Annotated in this window: 13 protein-coding genes; 9 read left to right on the top strand and 4 right to left on the bottom strand. The window is 72.9% G+C overall.

Annotation, left to right across the window (positions count from 1 at the left end):
- Positions 1-84 precede the first annotated feature (84 nt).
- From ACPPVO_RS30545 to ACPPVO_RS30515, 7 genes are all read left to right on the top strand, one after another.
- Positions 85-1947, top strand: a complete 1863-nt coding sequence (locus tag ACPPVO_RS30545) for a ricin-type beta-trefoil lectin domain protein (protein WP_426501987.1) — start codon at positions 85-87, stop codon at positions 1945-1947.
- Positions 1948-1984: 37 nt separating this feature from the next.
- Positions 1985-4306, top strand: a complete 2322-nt coding sequence (locus ACPPVO_RS30540; RefSeq protein ID WP_426501986.1) for a hypothetical protein — start codon at positions 1985-1987, stop codon at positions 4304-4306.
- Complete coding sequence (locus ACPPVO_RS30535) at positions 4306-5721, top strand: hypothetical protein (protein ID WP_426501985.1); 1416 nt, start codon at positions 4306-4308, stop codon at positions 5719-5721. The genes ACPPVO_RS30540 and ACPPVO_RS30535 overlap by 1 nt, the downstream gene beginning before the upstream one ends.
- A gap of 77 nt (positions 5722-5798) precedes the next feature.
- Positions 5799-6581, top strand: coding sequence for a hypothetical protein (locus tag ACPPVO_RS30530; RefSeq protein ID WP_426501984.1), 783 nt, complete (start codon positions 5799-5801; stop codon positions 6579-6581).
- Positions 6582-6648: 67 nt separating this feature from the next.
- On the top strand, positions 6649-8016 hold the full coding sequence (locus ACPPVO_RS30525) for a DUF2201 family putative metallopeptidase (RefSeq protein WP_426501983.1): 1368 nt from the start codon (positions 6649-6651) through the stop codon (positions 8014-8016).
- Between the two features lie 3 nt (positions 8017-8019).
- Positions 8020-9780: an AAA family ATPase gene (locus ACPPVO_RS30520; protein ID WP_426501982.1), complete on the top strand. Its 1761-nt coding sequence runs from the start codon at positions 8020-8022 to the stop codon at positions 9778-9780.
- Entirely contained in the window at positions 9767-10417 is a 651-nt protein-coding gene (locus ACPPVO_RS30515; protein WP_426501981.1) for a hypothetical protein, read from the top strand. Before ACPPVO_RS30520 ends, ACPPVO_RS30515 begins: the two co-directional genes overlap by 14 nt.
- Positions 10418-10423: 6 nt before the next feature.
- Here the strand turns inward: ACPPVO_RS30515 and ACPPVO_RS30510 are convergent, their stop codons facing one another.
- The 3 genes from ACPPVO_RS30510 to ACPPVO_RS30500 form a co-directional block, all read right to left on the bottom strand.
- Positions 10424-10873 (bottom strand): flagellar basal body-associated FliL family protein, encoded by a 450-nt coding sequence (locus ACPPVO_RS30510; RefSeq protein WP_426501980.1) that lies wholly within the window; start codon positions 10871-10873, stop codon positions 10424-10426.
- Between the two features lie 10 nt (positions 10874-10883).
- On the bottom strand, positions 10884-11672 hold the full coding sequence (locus tag ACPPVO_RS30505; protein ID WP_426501979.1) for an OmpA family protein: 789 nt from the start codon (positions 11670-11672) through the stop codon (positions 10884-10886).
- A 567-nt stretch (positions 11673-12239) separates the two neighbouring features.
- A complete protein-coding gene (locus ACPPVO_RS30500) occupies positions 12240-13481 on the bottom strand; it encodes an MFS transporter (protein ID WP_426501978.1) in 1242 nt (413 codons plus the stop codon).
- Positions 13482-13697: 216 nt separating this feature from the next.
- Between ACPPVO_RS30500 and ACPPVO_RS30495 the strand changes: the two genes are divergently transcribed.
- Positions 13698-14942, top strand: coding sequence for a pectate lyase family protein (locus ACPPVO_RS30495; RefSeq protein ID WP_426501977.1), 1245 nt, complete (start codon positions 13698-13700; stop codon positions 14940-14942).
- Between the two features lie 126 nt (positions 14943-15068).
- Here the strand turns inward: ACPPVO_RS30495 and ACPPVO_RS30490 are convergent, their stop codons facing one another.
- The gene (locus ACPPVO_RS30490) at positions 15069-15602 is read right to left on the bottom strand and encodes a TetR/AcrR family transcriptional regulator (RefSeq protein ID WP_426501976.1); all 534 of its coding nucleotides are present in this window, start codon (positions 15600-15602) and stop codon (positions 15069-15071) included.
- Positions 15603-15985: 383 nt separating this feature from the next.
- On the opposite strand from ACPPVO_RS30490, the gene ACPPVO_RS30485 reads away from it, so the two are divergent.
- A complete protein-coding gene (locus ACPPVO_RS30485; RefSeq protein WP_426501975.1) occupies positions 15986-16735 on the top strand; it encodes an aminoglycoside adenylyltransferase domain-containing protein in 750 nt (249 codons plus the stop codon).
- Positions 16736-16737: the final 2 nt, after the last annotated feature.

Here is a 16737-nt window from a genome sequence, read left to right as displayed (position 1 = left end):
GCCCGGCGCGTTATCTGTTAGGAATATTGACAGTCCTATTTGGCCGGGGCTTAATACAAGTCCTGAAGTTAAGGAGGCGTGCACATGGTCCCAACCCGGCCACTGTCTGCACTGCTCGTGACGGCCACCGCGGCCGCCCTGCTCACGTCCGCCCAGGTGCCCGCATCCGCCGCGGCCACCAGCGTGCAGGTCTACTGGAGCTCGGAGTCGCGCACCGCGGGCTACGAGCCGAAGAACGGCAACTGGTACACCAACCCCGCCACCGGCCTCGCCGGCACCCCGTACCAGCTGTCCCGCCAGTCCGACGTCCCGGTCGCCGCCGCGTCCGGCAGCGCCACGATCACCGTCGACACCAACACGCGGTACCAGAGCATCCTGGGTGTCGGCTCCTCCCTCGAGGAGTCGACGATCTTCAACCTGTCGCGCATGAGCGCGGCCGGCCGCGACCGGGCGCTCCGCGCGCTCGTCGACCCCGCCACCGGCGCCGGCTTCAACGTCGTGCGCATCACCTTCGGCACCAGCGACTTCACCTCGCACGACTTCTACACGTACGACGACGGGGCGGCCGACCCGTCGCTGGCGCGCTTCTCCATCCAGCGCGACATCGACTACAACATCATCGCCACGCTCAAGCAGGCCCTGGCGATCAACCCGAACCTCAAGATCTTCGCGAGCGCGTGGTCGGCGCCGCCGTGGATGAAGACCAGCAACAACATCATCGGCGGGAGCCTGAACAGCAGCTACATCCCGACGCTGGCGACCTACTACCGCCGGGCGGTCCAGGCGTACGCCGCGCAGGGCATCCCCATCCACGCGCTCACCCTGCAGAACGAGCCGCTGTTCTCGCCGGCGGACTACCCGGGCATGCTCGTGAGCGCGGACCAGGAGCGGCAGCTGGCGAAGGCGCTGCGGGCGGAGCTGTCGTCGGCTGCCCTCGGTACCGTCAAGATCTGGGCCTTCGACCATAACTTCAGCGAGGGCGTCTCCTACGCCGCCGGCGTGCTGGGCGGTGACGGCTACGCCGCCGTCGACGGCATCGCCTTCCACGACTACGCGGGCGACCCGTCGGCGATGGCCCAGGTGAAGGCGAGCTACCCGGACAAGGATGTGCTCATGACCGAGCGTTCCGTCTGGGGTACCGCGGGCGCCGACCGCATCGTGCAGTACTTCCGCAACTCCGCCACCCTGTACGAGGGCTGGGTCAGCATGCTCGACCAGAACCGCGCCCCCGAGCGCTGGTCCGGCTCGCCCGACCCCACCATGCTCGTGCAGAGCACCTCCAACCGCGACACCTTCTGGGCGCTGCCCGACTACAACATGGTCGCGCAGTTCTCCAAGTTCGTGCCGCCCGGCGCGCAGCGGGTGGCGACCGGCTACGGCTCGACCGGCAGCGTCACGAACGTCGCGTTCCGCAACCCCGACGGCACCCTCGTGGCCGTCGTGGTCAACCAGACCGCGGCGAGCCAGGCGTTCACCCTGCGCGTCGGCGCCCAGCAGGTGGCGAGCACGCTGCCCGCGAAGACGGTCGGCACCTACCTCTGGGCCGGCGCGGACAGCGGCACCCCGACGAGCCGCACCGGGCGGATCAGCGGCTACGGCGGCAAGTGCGTCGACGTCGCGGGGGCGAGCTCCGCCAACGGGACGAAGATCCAGCTGTACACGTGCAACGGCACCGCCGCCCAGCAGTGGACGGTCGGCACCGACGGCACCGTGCGCGCGCTCGGCAAGTGCCTCGACGTGGCCGCGGCGAACTCCGCCAACGGTACGAAGGTGCAGCTGTACGACTGCAACGGCTCGGCCGCGCAGCAGTGGTCGGCCGGGAGCAACGGCGGCCTCGTGGCGCTCGGCAAGTGCCTCGACGCGACCGGCCCGAGCTCGGCGGACGGCACCCAGCTGCAGATCTGGTCGTGCACGGGCGCGGCCAACCAGCAGTGGATCTTGCCTTAGCGGTTTCTGTCGTACCCCGTTGGTAGTGTCCGGGGCCGTGAGAGCGAATGCGGCGCTGGCGTTGTTCGAGGCGGCGGCCGAGGTCGGCGGCGGGTCCGTCGACTGGCCCCGCCTCGTCAGCGGCGCGCGGGAGGCGTTGACACCGCTGCTGCGGCACCACCACCGCCTCCCGCGGCCGTTCGTCGACGCCGCCCTCGACCTCGGCGACCCCGCACTGTTCGACGCGCTCGCCGACAACGAGCTCTACCTCGCCGGGCACCCCGACCTCAAGGAGCGACTGGCCCGCCGCGGCACCCCGGGGGTCACCCAGCGCGCGCTGCGCTCGTGGGACCTGCGGCTGCAGCGGCTCGCCCTGGCCGCCTACCCGCCCGACGGCCCCGACCTCGGCCGGCTCATCCAGCAGCAGCGCGCCGGGGTCGTCGGCCCGACCGGCGACGCGGTCCGCGAGGCCTGGCGGTTCGGCCCGGTCAAGCTCACGGTCGCCGAGCACTGGAGGGCCCTGGCGACCCTGAGCCGCCTGGAGGGGCCGGACTCGGGCTTCTCCGACTCCAGCCTGCACCAGGACGTCTGGCCGCACCTGCCGCTCGACCTGGAGGAGCTCGAGGCACACGCGGCCGAGTGGGAGGGCACCCGGGGCGCGATCGACGAGCTGTGGCGGGGTTTCCCGGACCACCTGTACATGCGCGCCGAGCTGGACTGGGCCGCGGTGGCGCAGGGCCACGCCCGGATCCCGTTCGGCGGGCCCGCCGCGGCCGCGCTCGCCGCCCGGCCCGACTGCCCCGACGACTTCCGGTTCACGCTGTTGCTCGCCGAGCCCGCCGCCGTGGCCCCGGCGGTGCCCCGGCTCACGGAGGAGATGGCCCTCGCCCCGCTGCCGAAGAAGGGCGCGGCCAAGGCGGCCAAGGTCGTCGCCAAGCGCGCCGTCGCCGACGGCCTCGACCCGGGCCTGCTGCTGGAGCGGATGCGGCCCGCCGGCGCAGTGCTGGAGACGGTCCGGCTCGACGAGCTGGCGAAGCTGGTCGAGGCCCATCTCGGCGCCGATCCGGGCAAGTGGTCGTGGGTGCGGGCGAGGCTCAACGCGTTCCCGGGCACCGTCACCGAGCTGCTGGAGGCGGCCGGGACGGCCGCCTGGCCGGAGAGGACCACCAGCGCCCGGGCCGCGTTCGTCACGCTGCTCGACCACGCCCCGGCCGAGGCCCACCTGGCCCTGCTCGACCGGATGGACGAGCAGTCCGTCACCGACCTGTTCACCCGGGGCGCCTGGCGGCCCGAGTGGGTCGACCGGGCGATCGCCGACCCGCGCCGGGTGCTGCGCGTGGCGCTCGCCTCCCGCCCGTCGCTGGACGCCGCCTCGGCCGAGCGGCTCGCCGCCCTCGACGACCCGGAGGTCAACGGCCTGGTCTTCCGCCGCACCAACACCCCGCACCGGCTGCGCATGCGGCTGCTGGCCGGCCGCCCGTTCGACCCGCAGGCCCGCGCGCAGCTGTTCCAGCAGACCGCGGGCTGGCACGGCACCGACGCGCTGGACTGCGCCGACCAGGAGCTGCAGCGGCACATCATCCGGCACGTGCGCGTCCGCGGAAAGGCCGCCCAGCTGCGGCTGCTGCTCAACCTGTGGCACCGGCACGGCCCCGACGCCGTGCGCGACCTGTTCGCCGCCGACCTCAAGCCGGCCAACTACCGCGCCGCGCCGATCACCCCGCCGGTGCGCAAGCGCGTCGAGCAGGTCCTCGCCATCGCCGAGCCCGGCGCCCGGCAGGCCGCCCTCGACGAGCTCGAGGCCGAAATCGCCGCCGAGGAGAGCCCGGCCGGCCAGTTCGCGCTGCTGCGGGCCGAGCGCACCGACCACACGCTGCTGTTCAAGGACTCCCGGCTGTGGCACTGGGACGCCATCGTCGCCGAGCATCGCCGCGAGCCGCTGCCCGACCCGATCCTGGCCACCATCGCCGAGGCCCGCGAGGTGCCCGAGGAGCTGGTCGAGGCCGGGCGGGACAAGCTGCGGCCGTGGGACAGCGAGCAGGCGACCGAGTACGCGGCCGGCCGGCCGGTCGAGGAGATCATGGCGGCCCCGCGGGAGGGGCACTACGGCGGCTGGATCGGCAAGTTCACCGCGGCCGGCGTCGTCACCTGGGAGCAGCTGCTGCGCCACTGCGTCCCGGCCGGGCTGCCGCTGGACATCGCCGGCGGCAGCGCCTCGCCGCCCGAGGCCCGGGCCGCGCTGGCCGCGCTGGCCGCGCTGCTCGCCGACGTGTGGGACGGCAACCTCGAGGCGATCGTGCTCGCCGCGGCGATGGTCACCGGGTTCCCGGGGCCGCCGGCCGAGCTGCTCGCGGTGGCCACCGCGGCGGTGGCGGCCTGATGTTCGACCGGACGCCGGGACCGTGGGCGCTCATGGAGGCGGCGGCGCAGGCGGGCGGGGCCGCGTTCGACTGGCCCCGGCTGATGAGCGGCGCGCGCGACCTGCTGCACCCGATCGCCTACGACCAGCAGCGGCTCCCTGCGGCCGCCGTCGCGGCGCTGCTGGAGCTCGGCGACGACGACGTGCTCGGCGCGCTCGCCCAGAACGAGGCCGCGCTGGCCGCCCACCCCGGGCTGCGGGAGCGGCTCGCCCGGGCCGGCGGGGTCCGCGTCGCCGGCGTCGCGCTGCAGCGCCGGTGGGAGCTGCGGCTGCAGCGGATGCTGGTGGCCCGCAACGCGCCGGAGTACGGGCAGTACCGCCACAACCGGGCCGCGGTCGTCGGGCCCCGGATCCCGGTCGTCCGCGAGATCCTGCGGGGCGTCGGGCCGGACCTGACCCGGGCCGAGCAGCTGCGCGCGATGCTGAGCCTGCACCGCCTCGGCGGGCTGGCCGAGTGGCGGCCGGAGTGGTTGCCCGCGGTGCCGGCCGAGCGGCTGGAGGAGCTGGTCGCCGAGGCCGAGGGCACGGCCGGGGCGATCGAGGAGCTGCGCGGCGGGTTCGCCGAGCACCTTGCGCTGCGCGAGACGCTGGACTGGGACGCGGTCGCCGCCGCCGGGCCGTTCGCCGGGCCGGCCGCGGCCGCGCTCGCCGCCCGGCCCGACTGCCCGGAGGCGCTGCGGTTCGAGCTGTTCCTCGCCGACCCGGCCGCGGTGGCCGTCGCCGTGCCCCGGCTGACCGAGGCGATGGCGCTCGCCCCGGTGCCGAAGAAGGGCGCGGCCCGCGCGGCCCGGATCGTCGCCAAGCGTGCCGTCGCCGACAGGCTCGACCCGGCCCTGCTGCTGCAGCGGATGCGCCCGGCCGCCGCGGTGCTGGAGACGGTCCGGCTCGACGAGCTCGCGAAGCTCGTCGAGGCCCACCTGGGCGCCGACCCGGGGAGGTGGGCGTGGGTGCGGGGGAGGCTCAACGCGTTCCCGGGGGCGGTCGCCGAGCTGCTGGAGTCGGCCGGGACGGCCGCGTGGCCGGACAGGACCACCACCGGCCGCGCCGCGTTCGTCACGCTGCTGGACCACGCGCCGGTCGAGACCCACCTGGCGCTGCTCGGCACGATGGACGACCAGACGGTGCACGGCCTGTTCACGCAGGGCTCGTGGCGGCCCGAATGGGTGGACCGGGCCCTGACCGACCCGCGCCGCGCGCTCGCGCTCGCCCTCGCGTCGCGGCTCACGCTCGGCGCCGGCGCCGCCGAGCGGCTCGCCACCCTCGACGACGCCGAGGTCAACGGCAAGCTGTTCCGCCGCACCGGCCCCTCGCACGCCCTGCGCCGGCGGCTGCTGGCCGGCGGGCCGTTCGACCCGGCGGTCCGCGGCAGCTGCTGACCCTCGCCGCCGGCTGGCACGGCACCGACCCGCTCGACTGCGCCGACCTCCGGCTGCAGCGGCACATCCTGCGGCACGTGCGCGTGCGCGGCAAGACCGCCCAGCTTCGGCTGCTGCTCAACCTGTGGCACCGCAACGGCCCCGCCGCCGTCGCCGAGCTGATCGAGGCCAAGCTCAACCCCGTGGGCTTCTCCGCGGCCGTGATCACCCCCACGGCCCGCAGCCGGGTCCGGAAGGTCCTCGCCGTGCGCGACGAGGCCACCCGCCGGGCCCGCCTCGACGAGCTCGAGGCCGAGATCGCCGCGGCCGAGTCGCCGGAGGGGCAGATCGCGCTGCTGCGCACCGAGGGCCTGGACTTCGGCAAGGTGTACGGCGAGACCCGGCACTGGCACTGGGACGCCATCCTGGCCGAGCACCGCCGCTCGCCGTTGCCCGGCCCGGCCCTGGTCGACATCGGCGACGCCCGCGGCTGCCCGCCCGAGCTCGCCGAGGCCGGGCGGACGCAGCTGCGGCCGTGGCAGCACGAGGCCGAGGCGGAGCTCGCGGCCGGCCGCCCCGCCGCGGAGGTGCTCGCCACGCCGCGCGACGGGCCCTACAACGGCTGGCTGCAGCGCGCCACCGCCTCCGGCGTCGTCACCTGGGAGCAGGTGCTGCGCCACGCGGTGCCGGCCGAGCTGCCGCTGAAGCTCATCGGCGCCAACCACTCGGCCCCGGAAGCGCGGGCCGCGCTGGCGGCCCTCGTCGGCGCGGCCTGCGGCGGCGACGCCGAGGCGATCGTGCTCGCCCTGCGCATGGCCGGGGACTTCCCGGGCCCCGTGGCGGAGCTGCTGACGGTCGCGGCCGCCACCGTTTCCGGCTGATTTTTTGTCGTACCCCGTTGGTAATGTCTCGCCCCGAGAAGGCAGCCGGACTCGGGAAGGGGGCATCGTGAGAGCCGACCTGCGCGACCGGCGCGCCGTCGCCGCGATGGTCCACCCCGACCCGGCCGTCACCGAGCGGGCGCGGCAGCTGAAGGAGGCGGCGCTGCTCGACTTCGGGGTGCGCGACAGCGTCGCCGGGTCGTGGATCTACGCCAAGTGCCGCCACCAGATCCCGACCACGGCGGTGGCCACGGCGGCGGTCGTGGCCACCGGCGACGGGGTGTGCAGCCTGTTGTACAACCCCGGGTTCTTCGCCCGGCTCGGGCCGTCCGGGGTCAAGTTCGTGCTGTTCCACGAGGCCCGGCACCTGATCCAGCGGCACCTGCACACCGATCGGGAGCTGCGCGACGACCCGCTGTTCACGCTGGCCACCGAGGTCAGCGTCAACCACGTGGGGATGCGGCGCCTAGGCACGACGATGCCGCGGCTGGACGGGGAGACCGTCGGCGTCGACCCGGTCGCGGTGCACCGGGCCTACGAGGCCGACCTGCGCGGGCAGGGGCGGGAGCCGCTCGGCTACGCGGCCTTCGTCGCGACCGACCTCGGGATCTACCGGGAGCTGCGGCGCATGGCCGACCCGCCGGTGACCGTGGTGCTCTGCGTGCACATGGGCGAGGACGGGGTGCCCCTCGACCCGGAGACCGTCGAGCGCCTCGCCGGGGCCGTGCTGGAGTCGCTGATGCGCCAGGCCCGGGCCGGCAACCCGGTGGCGCGCGCGGAGCTGCTGGAGCTCGCCGCACGCACCGAGGACGGCGGGGACCGGATCGCCAAGCTGTGGGGCGACCTCGGGCTGGCGGCCCTGCGCGGCACGACGCAGAAGACCCGGCGGGTCGAGTGGTGGCGGCGCTGGCTCGCCGACGTGCTCGCCGACCGGCTCCAGCCGGGGGAGCGGATGGTGTACCCCAAGAAGCTGGGCGCCGTGCTGCTCGCCCTCGGCCATGAGCCGATGCTGCACCGGCGGGGCGAGACACGGTACAAAACCGTGCTCATCGCCTTTGACACCTCCGGCTCGATGCCCGATGCGGTCGTGGAGTGGCTGACCACCCTGGTCGGGCGGATCGAGGGCGTGCGCGCGCACTGGCTCAGCTTCGACGCGCTGGTCATGCCGTTCCAGCCGGGGGAGCGGGTGCTGGGCGGCGGCGGGACGAGCTTCCAGGGGGTCGTCGACTACGCCGAGGGGCGGCTCGAGGTCGGCGGCAAGCGGCTGGAGGACCGGGTCGAGGCGGTGATCGTGGTGACCGACGGGCACGCGCCGGTGGTGCGCCCGGCCGAGCCCGGGAAGTGGATCTGGCTCATCACCGACGGCGGCGACACGTGGCCGGAGCGGCAGATCCCGCCGATGGCCTGCCACCGGGTGCGGACGGGAGAGGACTGACGCGTGGGCGAGTCGCTGCTGGAACGGTTCATCGACGGCATGATCGCGGCCGGGATCACCGGGCAGGTGTTCGGCGAGCACGGGATCGGCAAGACGTCGACGTTCCTGTCGTACGTGCCGCGCGAGCACGGCCTCGACGTCGTCCTCGTGCCCGCGGCCAACCTCACCCCCGACGACCTGCTCGTCAACGCGCCCGTGCGCGACGCGGCCACCGGTGAGCTGGCCCTGCACCAGCTGATCATGAAGCAGCTCAACCCGGGCCGGCGCTTCGTGCTGCTCATCGACGACTCGCTGCAGGCCGGCGACACCATCCAGTCGCAGCTGATGCAGGTGGCGTGCAACTGGACGCTCGGCGAGCACGACCTGCGCGCGCTCGGCTGCGTCGGGGTGTTCCTCACCGACAACGAGTCGGCCGCCGAGACCTCGGCCCGCCGCACCGACCTGGCGGTGCTCGACCGGATGGCGACCCTGCACATCGGCGCGAACGACACCTCGTGGCGGGAGAGCCTGACCGCGCGGTACCCCCGCTGGGAGCTCGACAGCGCGTTCCGCGTGTGGGCGTCGCAGACCCCGGCGGTGCGCAAGCTGCTCTCGCCCCGCACGCTGCAGCACGTGCTCGACTGCGCGGCCGAGGGGCTGCCGATGCGGTGGGGGCTGCCGCTGCTCGACGGCGCCCGGCTGCGCCTCACCGAGGACGACGGCACCGACCGCACCGACGAGATCCTCAAGCAGCTCGCCGCCGAGCTCGGCGTCAGCGACCCGGTGACCGTCGCCGACCCGGTCCGCCGGCTGCTGCGCACCGCGATCGCCCGCCGCTGGGCGGTCCTGCTGCAGGGCCCGCCGGGCTGCGGCAAGACGGAGATCGCCAAGCAGATCGTGCGCGAGGAGACGGGCGCCGACCCGGTGTACTTCTCGCTGCCCGTCACCAACGTCGAGGACCTCTGCGTGCCGGTGCCCGCCCCCGACGGCACCCTCGACACGCTGCTGACCCGGGCCCTGCTCGGCCCGCGGCCGAAGGTGATCGTGTGGGACGAGTACAACCGGCCCAAGGACCGCGCGGCGTTCGCCCGGCTCATGGAGATCACGCAGGAGTGGTCCCTGGCCGGGCGGCCGATCGAGGGGCTGCGGGCCCAGTTCGCGCTGCAGAACCCGCCCTACCACGTGGGCCGCAAGCTCCAGGTGACCCCGAACAACCTGGCCCAGGCGAGCCGCTTCACCGCCAGCATCGAGGTCGGCCCCGACGACATCCCGTCCGGCCAGTGGCTCATCGACACCTACGGCCGCCCGGCCGAGGCGGCGCTGGACTGGTGGAAGTACGACATCGACGACGAGGGCCGCGACTGGGTCAGCAAGCGCACGCTGGAGCGGCTCATCAAGCTGCACCTGCACGAGCAGCCGCTGCAGGCGGGCCTGATCTACCTCGGCGACGGCGAGTACGCGCCGATCCCGCTCGCGGGCCTCGAGGCGCGCCTGTCCGGGGAGCGCCGCCTGGGCCTGCGCGAGCTGGCCGACGACCCGGAGGGCTGGGCCGCCCGCCTGGCCGGGGGCCTCGCCGACTGCGACGAGGGCACGGACGACACCGACCTCGTGCACCAGGTCTTCTCCAACGCGGAGGTCTCCCAGCTGCGCGAGCACCTCGACGTCGTCGTCGTGCTCCTGCGGCACCTGCCTCCGAAGCTGCGCGCGACGTACCTGGTCGGCCAGACCCCCGAGAAGCTGCGCTTCTGGATCGACGCGGTCAAGGCCATGCATGCGCTTCGCTGACCTGTCGCCGTACGCGTACTACGCGTTCCCGCTGCCGATGCGCAACATCGGCTGGCTGGGCCGGCCGGACGACGACCCGTCGGCGTTCGGCCGGGCGCCCTTGTCGGCCGCGGAGCTGGCCCGCCTGCACGGTGCGTCCCGTTTCCCGGCCAGTGTGATGCTCGGCAAGCACCAGTGCGAGTGGTGCCCCGGTCCGAATCCACCGGAAGGCACGGGCGAGTTCCACTACTACGCCACCGACGGCGCGGTGTACTCGGCGCCGGTGCTGATGCTGCACTACGCGGAGGCCCACGGGTACCGGCCGCCGTGCATGGGCGTCCTGCCCGAGCCCGGCGCCCTGCCCTGGGACGGACGGGCCGAACGCCTTGCCGCGGTGCTTGTCGACGACGCTCTGGATGTTGACCTGCGGGGCCTCGCCATCGCGGATCTGCGCAACTGGCGCGACCCGCGGGTGGTGGACGCCCTCCTGCGGGCCGCCGCCGACCCCGAGCTCGCCGACTGCGCCGGTGACGAGATCGGCTACGCGCTGGCCGAGCTCGGTCCCGCCGGGCCCTTGCCCGATCTGCCGGAGTTCGTGCGCTGGGCCCTCGACAGCGCGCTGGAACGCCGGAAGGCCGCCCCGGAGGGCGGCCTCTGAACCGGCTTACTGGATCACGAACGTGGTGAAGTAGATGTCCATGACCTCTTTCTTCTTCTCGACCGTGTAGGCCTTCACGACCTTCGCCACGAGGTCCTTCTTCGTGCGGTCGCGCTCCGCGTTCGACATCAGCTCGTCCATCTTGCGGCCGCTGTACAGCTCGATGGCGATGTCGAGGGCCTTGCTGCCGTCGGGGGCCTCGGCGGCCTCGGTGGTGGCCTGGAGGGTCATTTTGAGCTTGAGGTAGTGCCCGTCGGCGAGGTTGATGGTGATGGCGTCGAGTACGGAGACGACGCCGGGTGTGGGGGCGGGCTCGGCCGCGGCGGTCTTGGGCTTGAACATCAGGTAGCCGCCCGCGCCGCCGCCGATCAGGGCGACCAGCGCGATCGCGATGATGATGAGCTTCTTCCTGCTCGTTTTCGGGGTCTCGTCGGTGGTCTTGTCGTCCTTGGCCATTGCTCTCTCCTCAGTTGGTTGAGGCCGAGGGCAGTAGCGCCCGGGTGTCGGCCGGCAGGGTGGACAGGATGATGACCTCGACGCGGCGGTTGAGGGTTTCGGCCCGGGGGTCGGTGGTGGGGTAGAGGGGTTTGGTGTCGGCGTAGCCGGCGGCTTGCAGGCGGGTGTCGGTGATGCCGGCGTCGGTGTGCAGCGTGCGGACGACGGCGGAGGCGCGGGAGGAGGAGAGTTCCCAGCCGGAGGGGTAGGTGCCGGTGCCGCCGGTGAGCTGGTTGGTGTGGCCGTCGACTTCGATGTGGTTGGGCAGGGCGGTGATGGCGGGGCCGATGCCGTCGATGATGTGTTGGCCGGCGGTGAGGAGGGTGGCTTCGTTGCCGTTGAAGACGATGCCGGTGGTGATGATGGTGACGACGGGGCCGCGTTCGTCGATGGTGTAGGTGACTTGGTCCTGGAGGCCTTGTTTGGTGAGTTCGGCGGTGATCTGGGTTTTGATCTTGTCGTAGTTGCGGACTTCGGTGGCGGCGGCGGCCTGGCGTTGGGAGGCGGCGGCGCGTTCGTTGGCTTGGACGGCGTTCTGGACGGCGGTGGCGTCGGTGGTGGTGCCGCCGATGCCGGAGGAGAGGTCGATGGGGGAGTTGGATTCGGAGGATTCCATGAGGGAGGCTTCGCCGCCGTTGAAGGCGATGGAGGGGCTGCCGAACCCGACGGCGAGGCCGTTCTTGAGTTCGGCGAACTTTTTCTGGTCGACCTGGGAGATGGCGAACAGGACGATGAACAGGACCATGAGCAGGGTCATCATGTCGGCGTAGGAGACGAGCCACCGCTCGTGGTTCTCGTGTTCCTCCTCGTCGTGGCCGCCCTTGTTGTGTCTGGTGTGCGCGCCGGCCTTCGCCGCGTGTCCACCGCTCATGTCGGCGGCCCCCCTTCAGGTCGTTGCAACGCCGTCGGGGATGACATCGGACCGACCGCCCGACAGAAGAGTCGTGGGGCGGTGCCGTGCGGGTGCGCGCAGGTTCGCGGGAATCGGGCAAATACCCCGTCGGGCGAAAAATCCGCTATGTCGTGGCGCGGAGCGCCCGACATAGCGTTCGGGGACACCCCGGCGCGGTGTTGGAGCGCTGTGGCGGTGTGGTGCTCCCCTGGACACCGGCTCGCGATGCGGGAGCCGATGTCACGTCGCGGCTGGGGTGCCCGCTTGCGCTGTTGGGAGTGGCCTGGCGTTGCGGCCGGAGCGCCCCGGCTCGCGGTGCGGGAGTGGCCTCGCTTGCGGCCCGAGCGCCCCGGCTCGCGGGGCGTGAGCGTGCGGCACGGCGGCGGTGCGGAGGGTCTCGGGGGTGCGCCTGGCAACGGCGCCCCGGCACTGCGCTCAGGACACCCGCTGGCCGTGGCGGGTGTAGAGCGCGGCGAAGCCCGTCCCCACGCACAGGGCCGCCGAGCTCAGCCCCAGCGACCAGTGCACGCCGATCGCCGCGCCCAGGACGCCCACCGTCACGCCGCTGCCCGCGCGCAGGCCCGCCGAGGCGACGTTGTACACGCCGATGACGCGGCCCCGTTCGTCCGGCGGGGCGAGCAGCTGGGTCACGGTCTGGCCGATCGACATCGCCGCGAGGTTCGCGACGCCGCCGATGAAGAGCAGGACGACGGCCAGCCAGAGGTTGCCGGCGACGGCGAAGAGGAGACTGCTGAGGCCGTACGCCAGCGTCGTCACGATCGCCGCCCGGACCGTCGGGCGCATCCAGCCCGTCGCCTCCAGGAGCAGGCCGCCGGCCACCCCGCCGGCGCCCGCGGCGAAGAGCAGGATGCCGTACACGTCCGCGCTGCCCGGGCTCAGGTCCTCGGCGAAGGTCGGCATCGTGGCCTGCATCGCGGTACCGACGAAGAACGACGCGAGGCCGGCCAGGATGATCATGCTGATCAGGGTGTGGTCGCCGGCCACGCGGCGCAAAACCTTCACGGTGTCGAGCAGGCCGACGCGCGGCCCGGCGGGGCGGCCGTGTCGGGTGTGGCCGGTGAACCTGGTGCGGAACAGGAACAGCGTCAGCGGCAGGTAGAACGCGATGTTCGTGAGGATGCCCGCCTTCGGGCCGAGCCACAGCAGCAGGCCGGAGCCGACCGCCGGGCCGAACAGGACGCCGAGGCTGCGGAAGGTCGCGTTGAGGCGCACGGCCGAGACGAGCTCCTCGTCGCCGACGAAATCGTGCAGCATGAGCTGCTCGCCCGGGCCCCAGAGGGAGCCCGCCATGCCGTGCAGCACCAGCAGTACACAGGCCTCCCAGACCTGCAGCGAGTCGGTGATGAACAGGATGCCCCAGAGCAGGGAGACCAGCATGAACAGCGCCTGGGCGGCCTGGATGACCCGGCGGCAGTCGTAGCGGTCGGCGAGCCCGCCGAACCACACCGAGAACAGCAGGAACGGCACCCAGTGGCTGATCACCTGGAAGCCGGCGAGGGCCTCGGAGTGGAACTTCTGCCACAGCACCCAGTAGGTGATCACGTGCTCGACGTTGTCGGCCATCATCGACAGCGCCGCGCCGAAGAGGTACGGGCGGCAGTCGCGGTTGCGCAGGGCGGCGAAACGGCGGGCGGCCGGGGCGGCGGCGGTGGTCACCGCGTAAGCCTCCAATGATCCTTACAGCTACGTGGCGGCAGAGGGCCTGAAAGTGACGACTGCAACAAACCTGCAAACGCCACGCGTTGACTCCCCGCAGTGCCGGTGCCAACGTGGTCGCCAGGAATGCGCTTTCCTGTGACTGGAGGACCGATGCACGTAGGGATCCGGGCCGGCCTTACCGCCGCCACGGTGGCCGGGCTGGTCGCGACCGGCGTGGTCTTAGCCGCCCAGGCCAACGCCGGCTCGCCGGCGGTGCCCGCCCAGGCGCGCGGGGTCCTGGCCGCCAACGACGGCTGGGGCTCGGCGGGCGCGGGCACCACGGGCGGCTCCGCCGCCGACGACGCGCACGTCATCGTCGTGCGGACCCGCGACGAGCTCGCCGCCGCGGTGGCCGGCAGCACGCCGAAGATCGTGCTGGTGGCGGGCACGATCGACGCCAACGAGGGCCGCAGCTGCACCGACTACGCGGACCCGGAGTACAACCTGCAGGCGTACCTGACCGCGTACGACCCGGCGACCTGGGGCCGCGTGGCGCCCACCGGGCCGCTGGAGGACGCGCGGGTCCGCTCGGCGAAGAACCAGGGCCTCAAGGTCAAGATCGACGTCGGGGCCAACACGACGATCTACGGGCTGCGCAACGCCCGGATCAAGGGCGGCGATCTGCTGCTCACCAACGTCAACAACGTGATCATCCGCAACGTGGCCTTCGAGGACGCGTACGACTGCTTCCCGGCCTGGACGCCGACCGACGGGGCCACGGGCAACTGGAACTCGCTGTACGACAGCGTGTCGCTCAGCGGCGCCACGAACGTCTGGCTGGACCACAACTCGTTCACCGACGGCGCGAACCAGGACGTGAACCAGCCGATCTACCTCGCCCGGCCCTACCAGGTGCACGACGGTTCCTCGGACATCATCAAGGGCTCCGACTACGTGACGGTGTCGTACAACAACTACTTCGAGCACGACAAGACCATGCTGATCGGCTCGACGAACACGCCGGGCGTCGACGTGGGCAAGCTGCGCGTCACGCTGCACCACAACCGGTTCGCCGACGTCGGCCAGCGGGTGCCGCGGGTCCGCTTCGGCCAGGTGGACGTGTACAACAACTACTACTACGCCACCGACGAGGACACGTTCGTCTACGCGATCGGCGTGGGCGTGCAGTCGCAGGTGTACGCCGAGAACAACTTCGTGCTGCGCAGCGCCGACACCCCGCTCAACGCGTTCGTCTACAACTGGGGCGGCACGCAGATGACGGAGAAGGGCACCCTCGCGCGGGTCGGCACCGGGCCGGTCGTGGCGGTGAACCTGCTGAACGAGTACAACGCGGCGTTCGACCCGGACATCGCGACCGACGCCGGCTGGACCCCGGCCCTGCGGGCGAGCCTCGACGCCACGGCCGACGTGCCGGGGATCGTGACCAGGAACGCGGGCCCGGGCAAGCTCCCGGCCTGATCGAGACGCGCGGGCCGGTCGTCCAGGAGGGCGGCCGGCCCGCGTGCGTCCGGCGAACGCGGGTCGCCGAGGCGGCCGGCCCGCGGGGCGTCTTAGCAAGCCGAGGCGGCCGGCCCGCGCGGCGTCTCAGGAACCCGGGGTGGGCGGCCCGCTGAGCGTCGTCTCGATGAGCTGGTTCAGCCAGGTCGCCAGCTTCGCCCGCGTCCAGCCCCGCTGCTCCACCAGCAGCGCCACCGCGTGCCACGTGACAAGCGCCCACAGCGTGTCGGTGGCCCGCCCCACGGTCAGCCCGGGCCGCAGCCGTCCGGCGTCCGCCGCCGCGCGCACGAGCGCCTTGAGCCCGGCGCGGCGCGCGCGTTCGTGCCGCCGCCACGCCTCGCGCAGCACGGGCTCGGCCTGCGCGGCCTCCTCGAAGGCCCTTTCCACAGGGTACCGCCGCAGCAGCGCACCCGCGGTGTCTTCGGGCCTGGGCGCCGCCTCGGCCCGGCGCACGACGAGCAGCAGCAGGCCCGGCTTGTCGGCGAGCGCGTACACCGACTTCGGGGTGACCCCCGCCGCCTCCGCGACGGCCGCGATGGTCGTGCCCGCGTACCCGTGCCGGGCGAAGAGGCGCTCGGCCGCGACCGCGATCGCCTCCCGCGTGGCTGCGGCCTGCGCCACACGCCGGGGCGCGTGATAATTTCTCACCGCATTCGGTGCACTCATGCTCACCTCACTTCATGGTGACTATACCGAACACGAGAACCGCTGCTGACAGCGTAGGCGCAGTGGGTACAACCGCGGGGTCCGGCTCTTCTGAAGTCCTTTATGGACGGTCGGCGATCGTTGGATGGCCTAGGAAATCTTCAGGAAACCCTTTGTTCACCGACAGTTTGGTCGTAGTCTCTGTTGCGTCAGCGAGCCGCAGGAGGTGATTCCCATGGCGAAGAAGTCCAAGAAGTCGAAGAAGGACAAGAAGGGCAAGAAGAAGTAGTCCTGCCCGGACGGTGACTCGGGTCGAGTAGCCCTCGACCCGGCACACCTCCGGCAGTTACAACTGAGCGGTGAGCTCACTCGACGGATACCTCGGCGCGGTCGTCGGCCGCCTCCAGAGCGTCTTCCGCGGCCGGCTCGTCGGGGTGTACCCGGCCGGCTCGCTCGCCTTCGACGCGTACGTCCCCGGCCGCAGTGACATCGACCTGCTCGCCGTCGCCGACCACCCCGCACCCGCCGAGATCGCCGCGGTCGTCGCCGCCCTCGACCACCGCGCGCTGCCGTGCCCCGCCGCCGGCCTCGAGTTCGTGCTGTACGACCGGGCCACCCTCGCCCGCCTGGCCACCGAGGCCGGCTTCGCGCTCAACCTCAACACCGGCGCCGAGCTGCCCTACAAGGCCGAGACCGGCCCCGGCGACGGGCTCACCTTCTGGTACCCGATCGACCGCGACATGGTCCGCCAGCAGCGCCGCGCGCTCATCGGCCCGCCCTTCCCCGACCTCGTCACCCGCGTCCGCCCGCGCCGGCTGCTGCCCGTCGTCGCGGAGTCGGTCGCGGCCCAGCTCGCCGGCCTCGGCGACCACGGCGACAACGCGGTCCTCAACGGGTGCCGGGCGCTGCGGTACCACGCCGAGCACACCTGGTCGCCCAAGCGCGCCGCCGCCGCGTGGGCCGTCGAGCACCTCCCGGCGCAGGCCCCGGTGATCCGGGCCGCCCTCGCCAGCCACGCCGAGAGCCGCGCGGCGGGGCGGTCCGTGGACCGGGCCGCGGCCGAGTCGTTCCTGAAGAAGGTCCATGCAATCGTCACCGAGGCTGGTTAGGG

Source organism: Dactylosporangium sp. McL0621 (assembly GCF_049995355.1).
Taxonomy (GTDB): Bacteria; Actinomycetota; Actinomycetes; order Mycobacteriales; family Micromonosporaceae; genus Dactylosporangium.
This window is presented reverse-complemented; position numbering and strand designations above follow the sequence as displayed.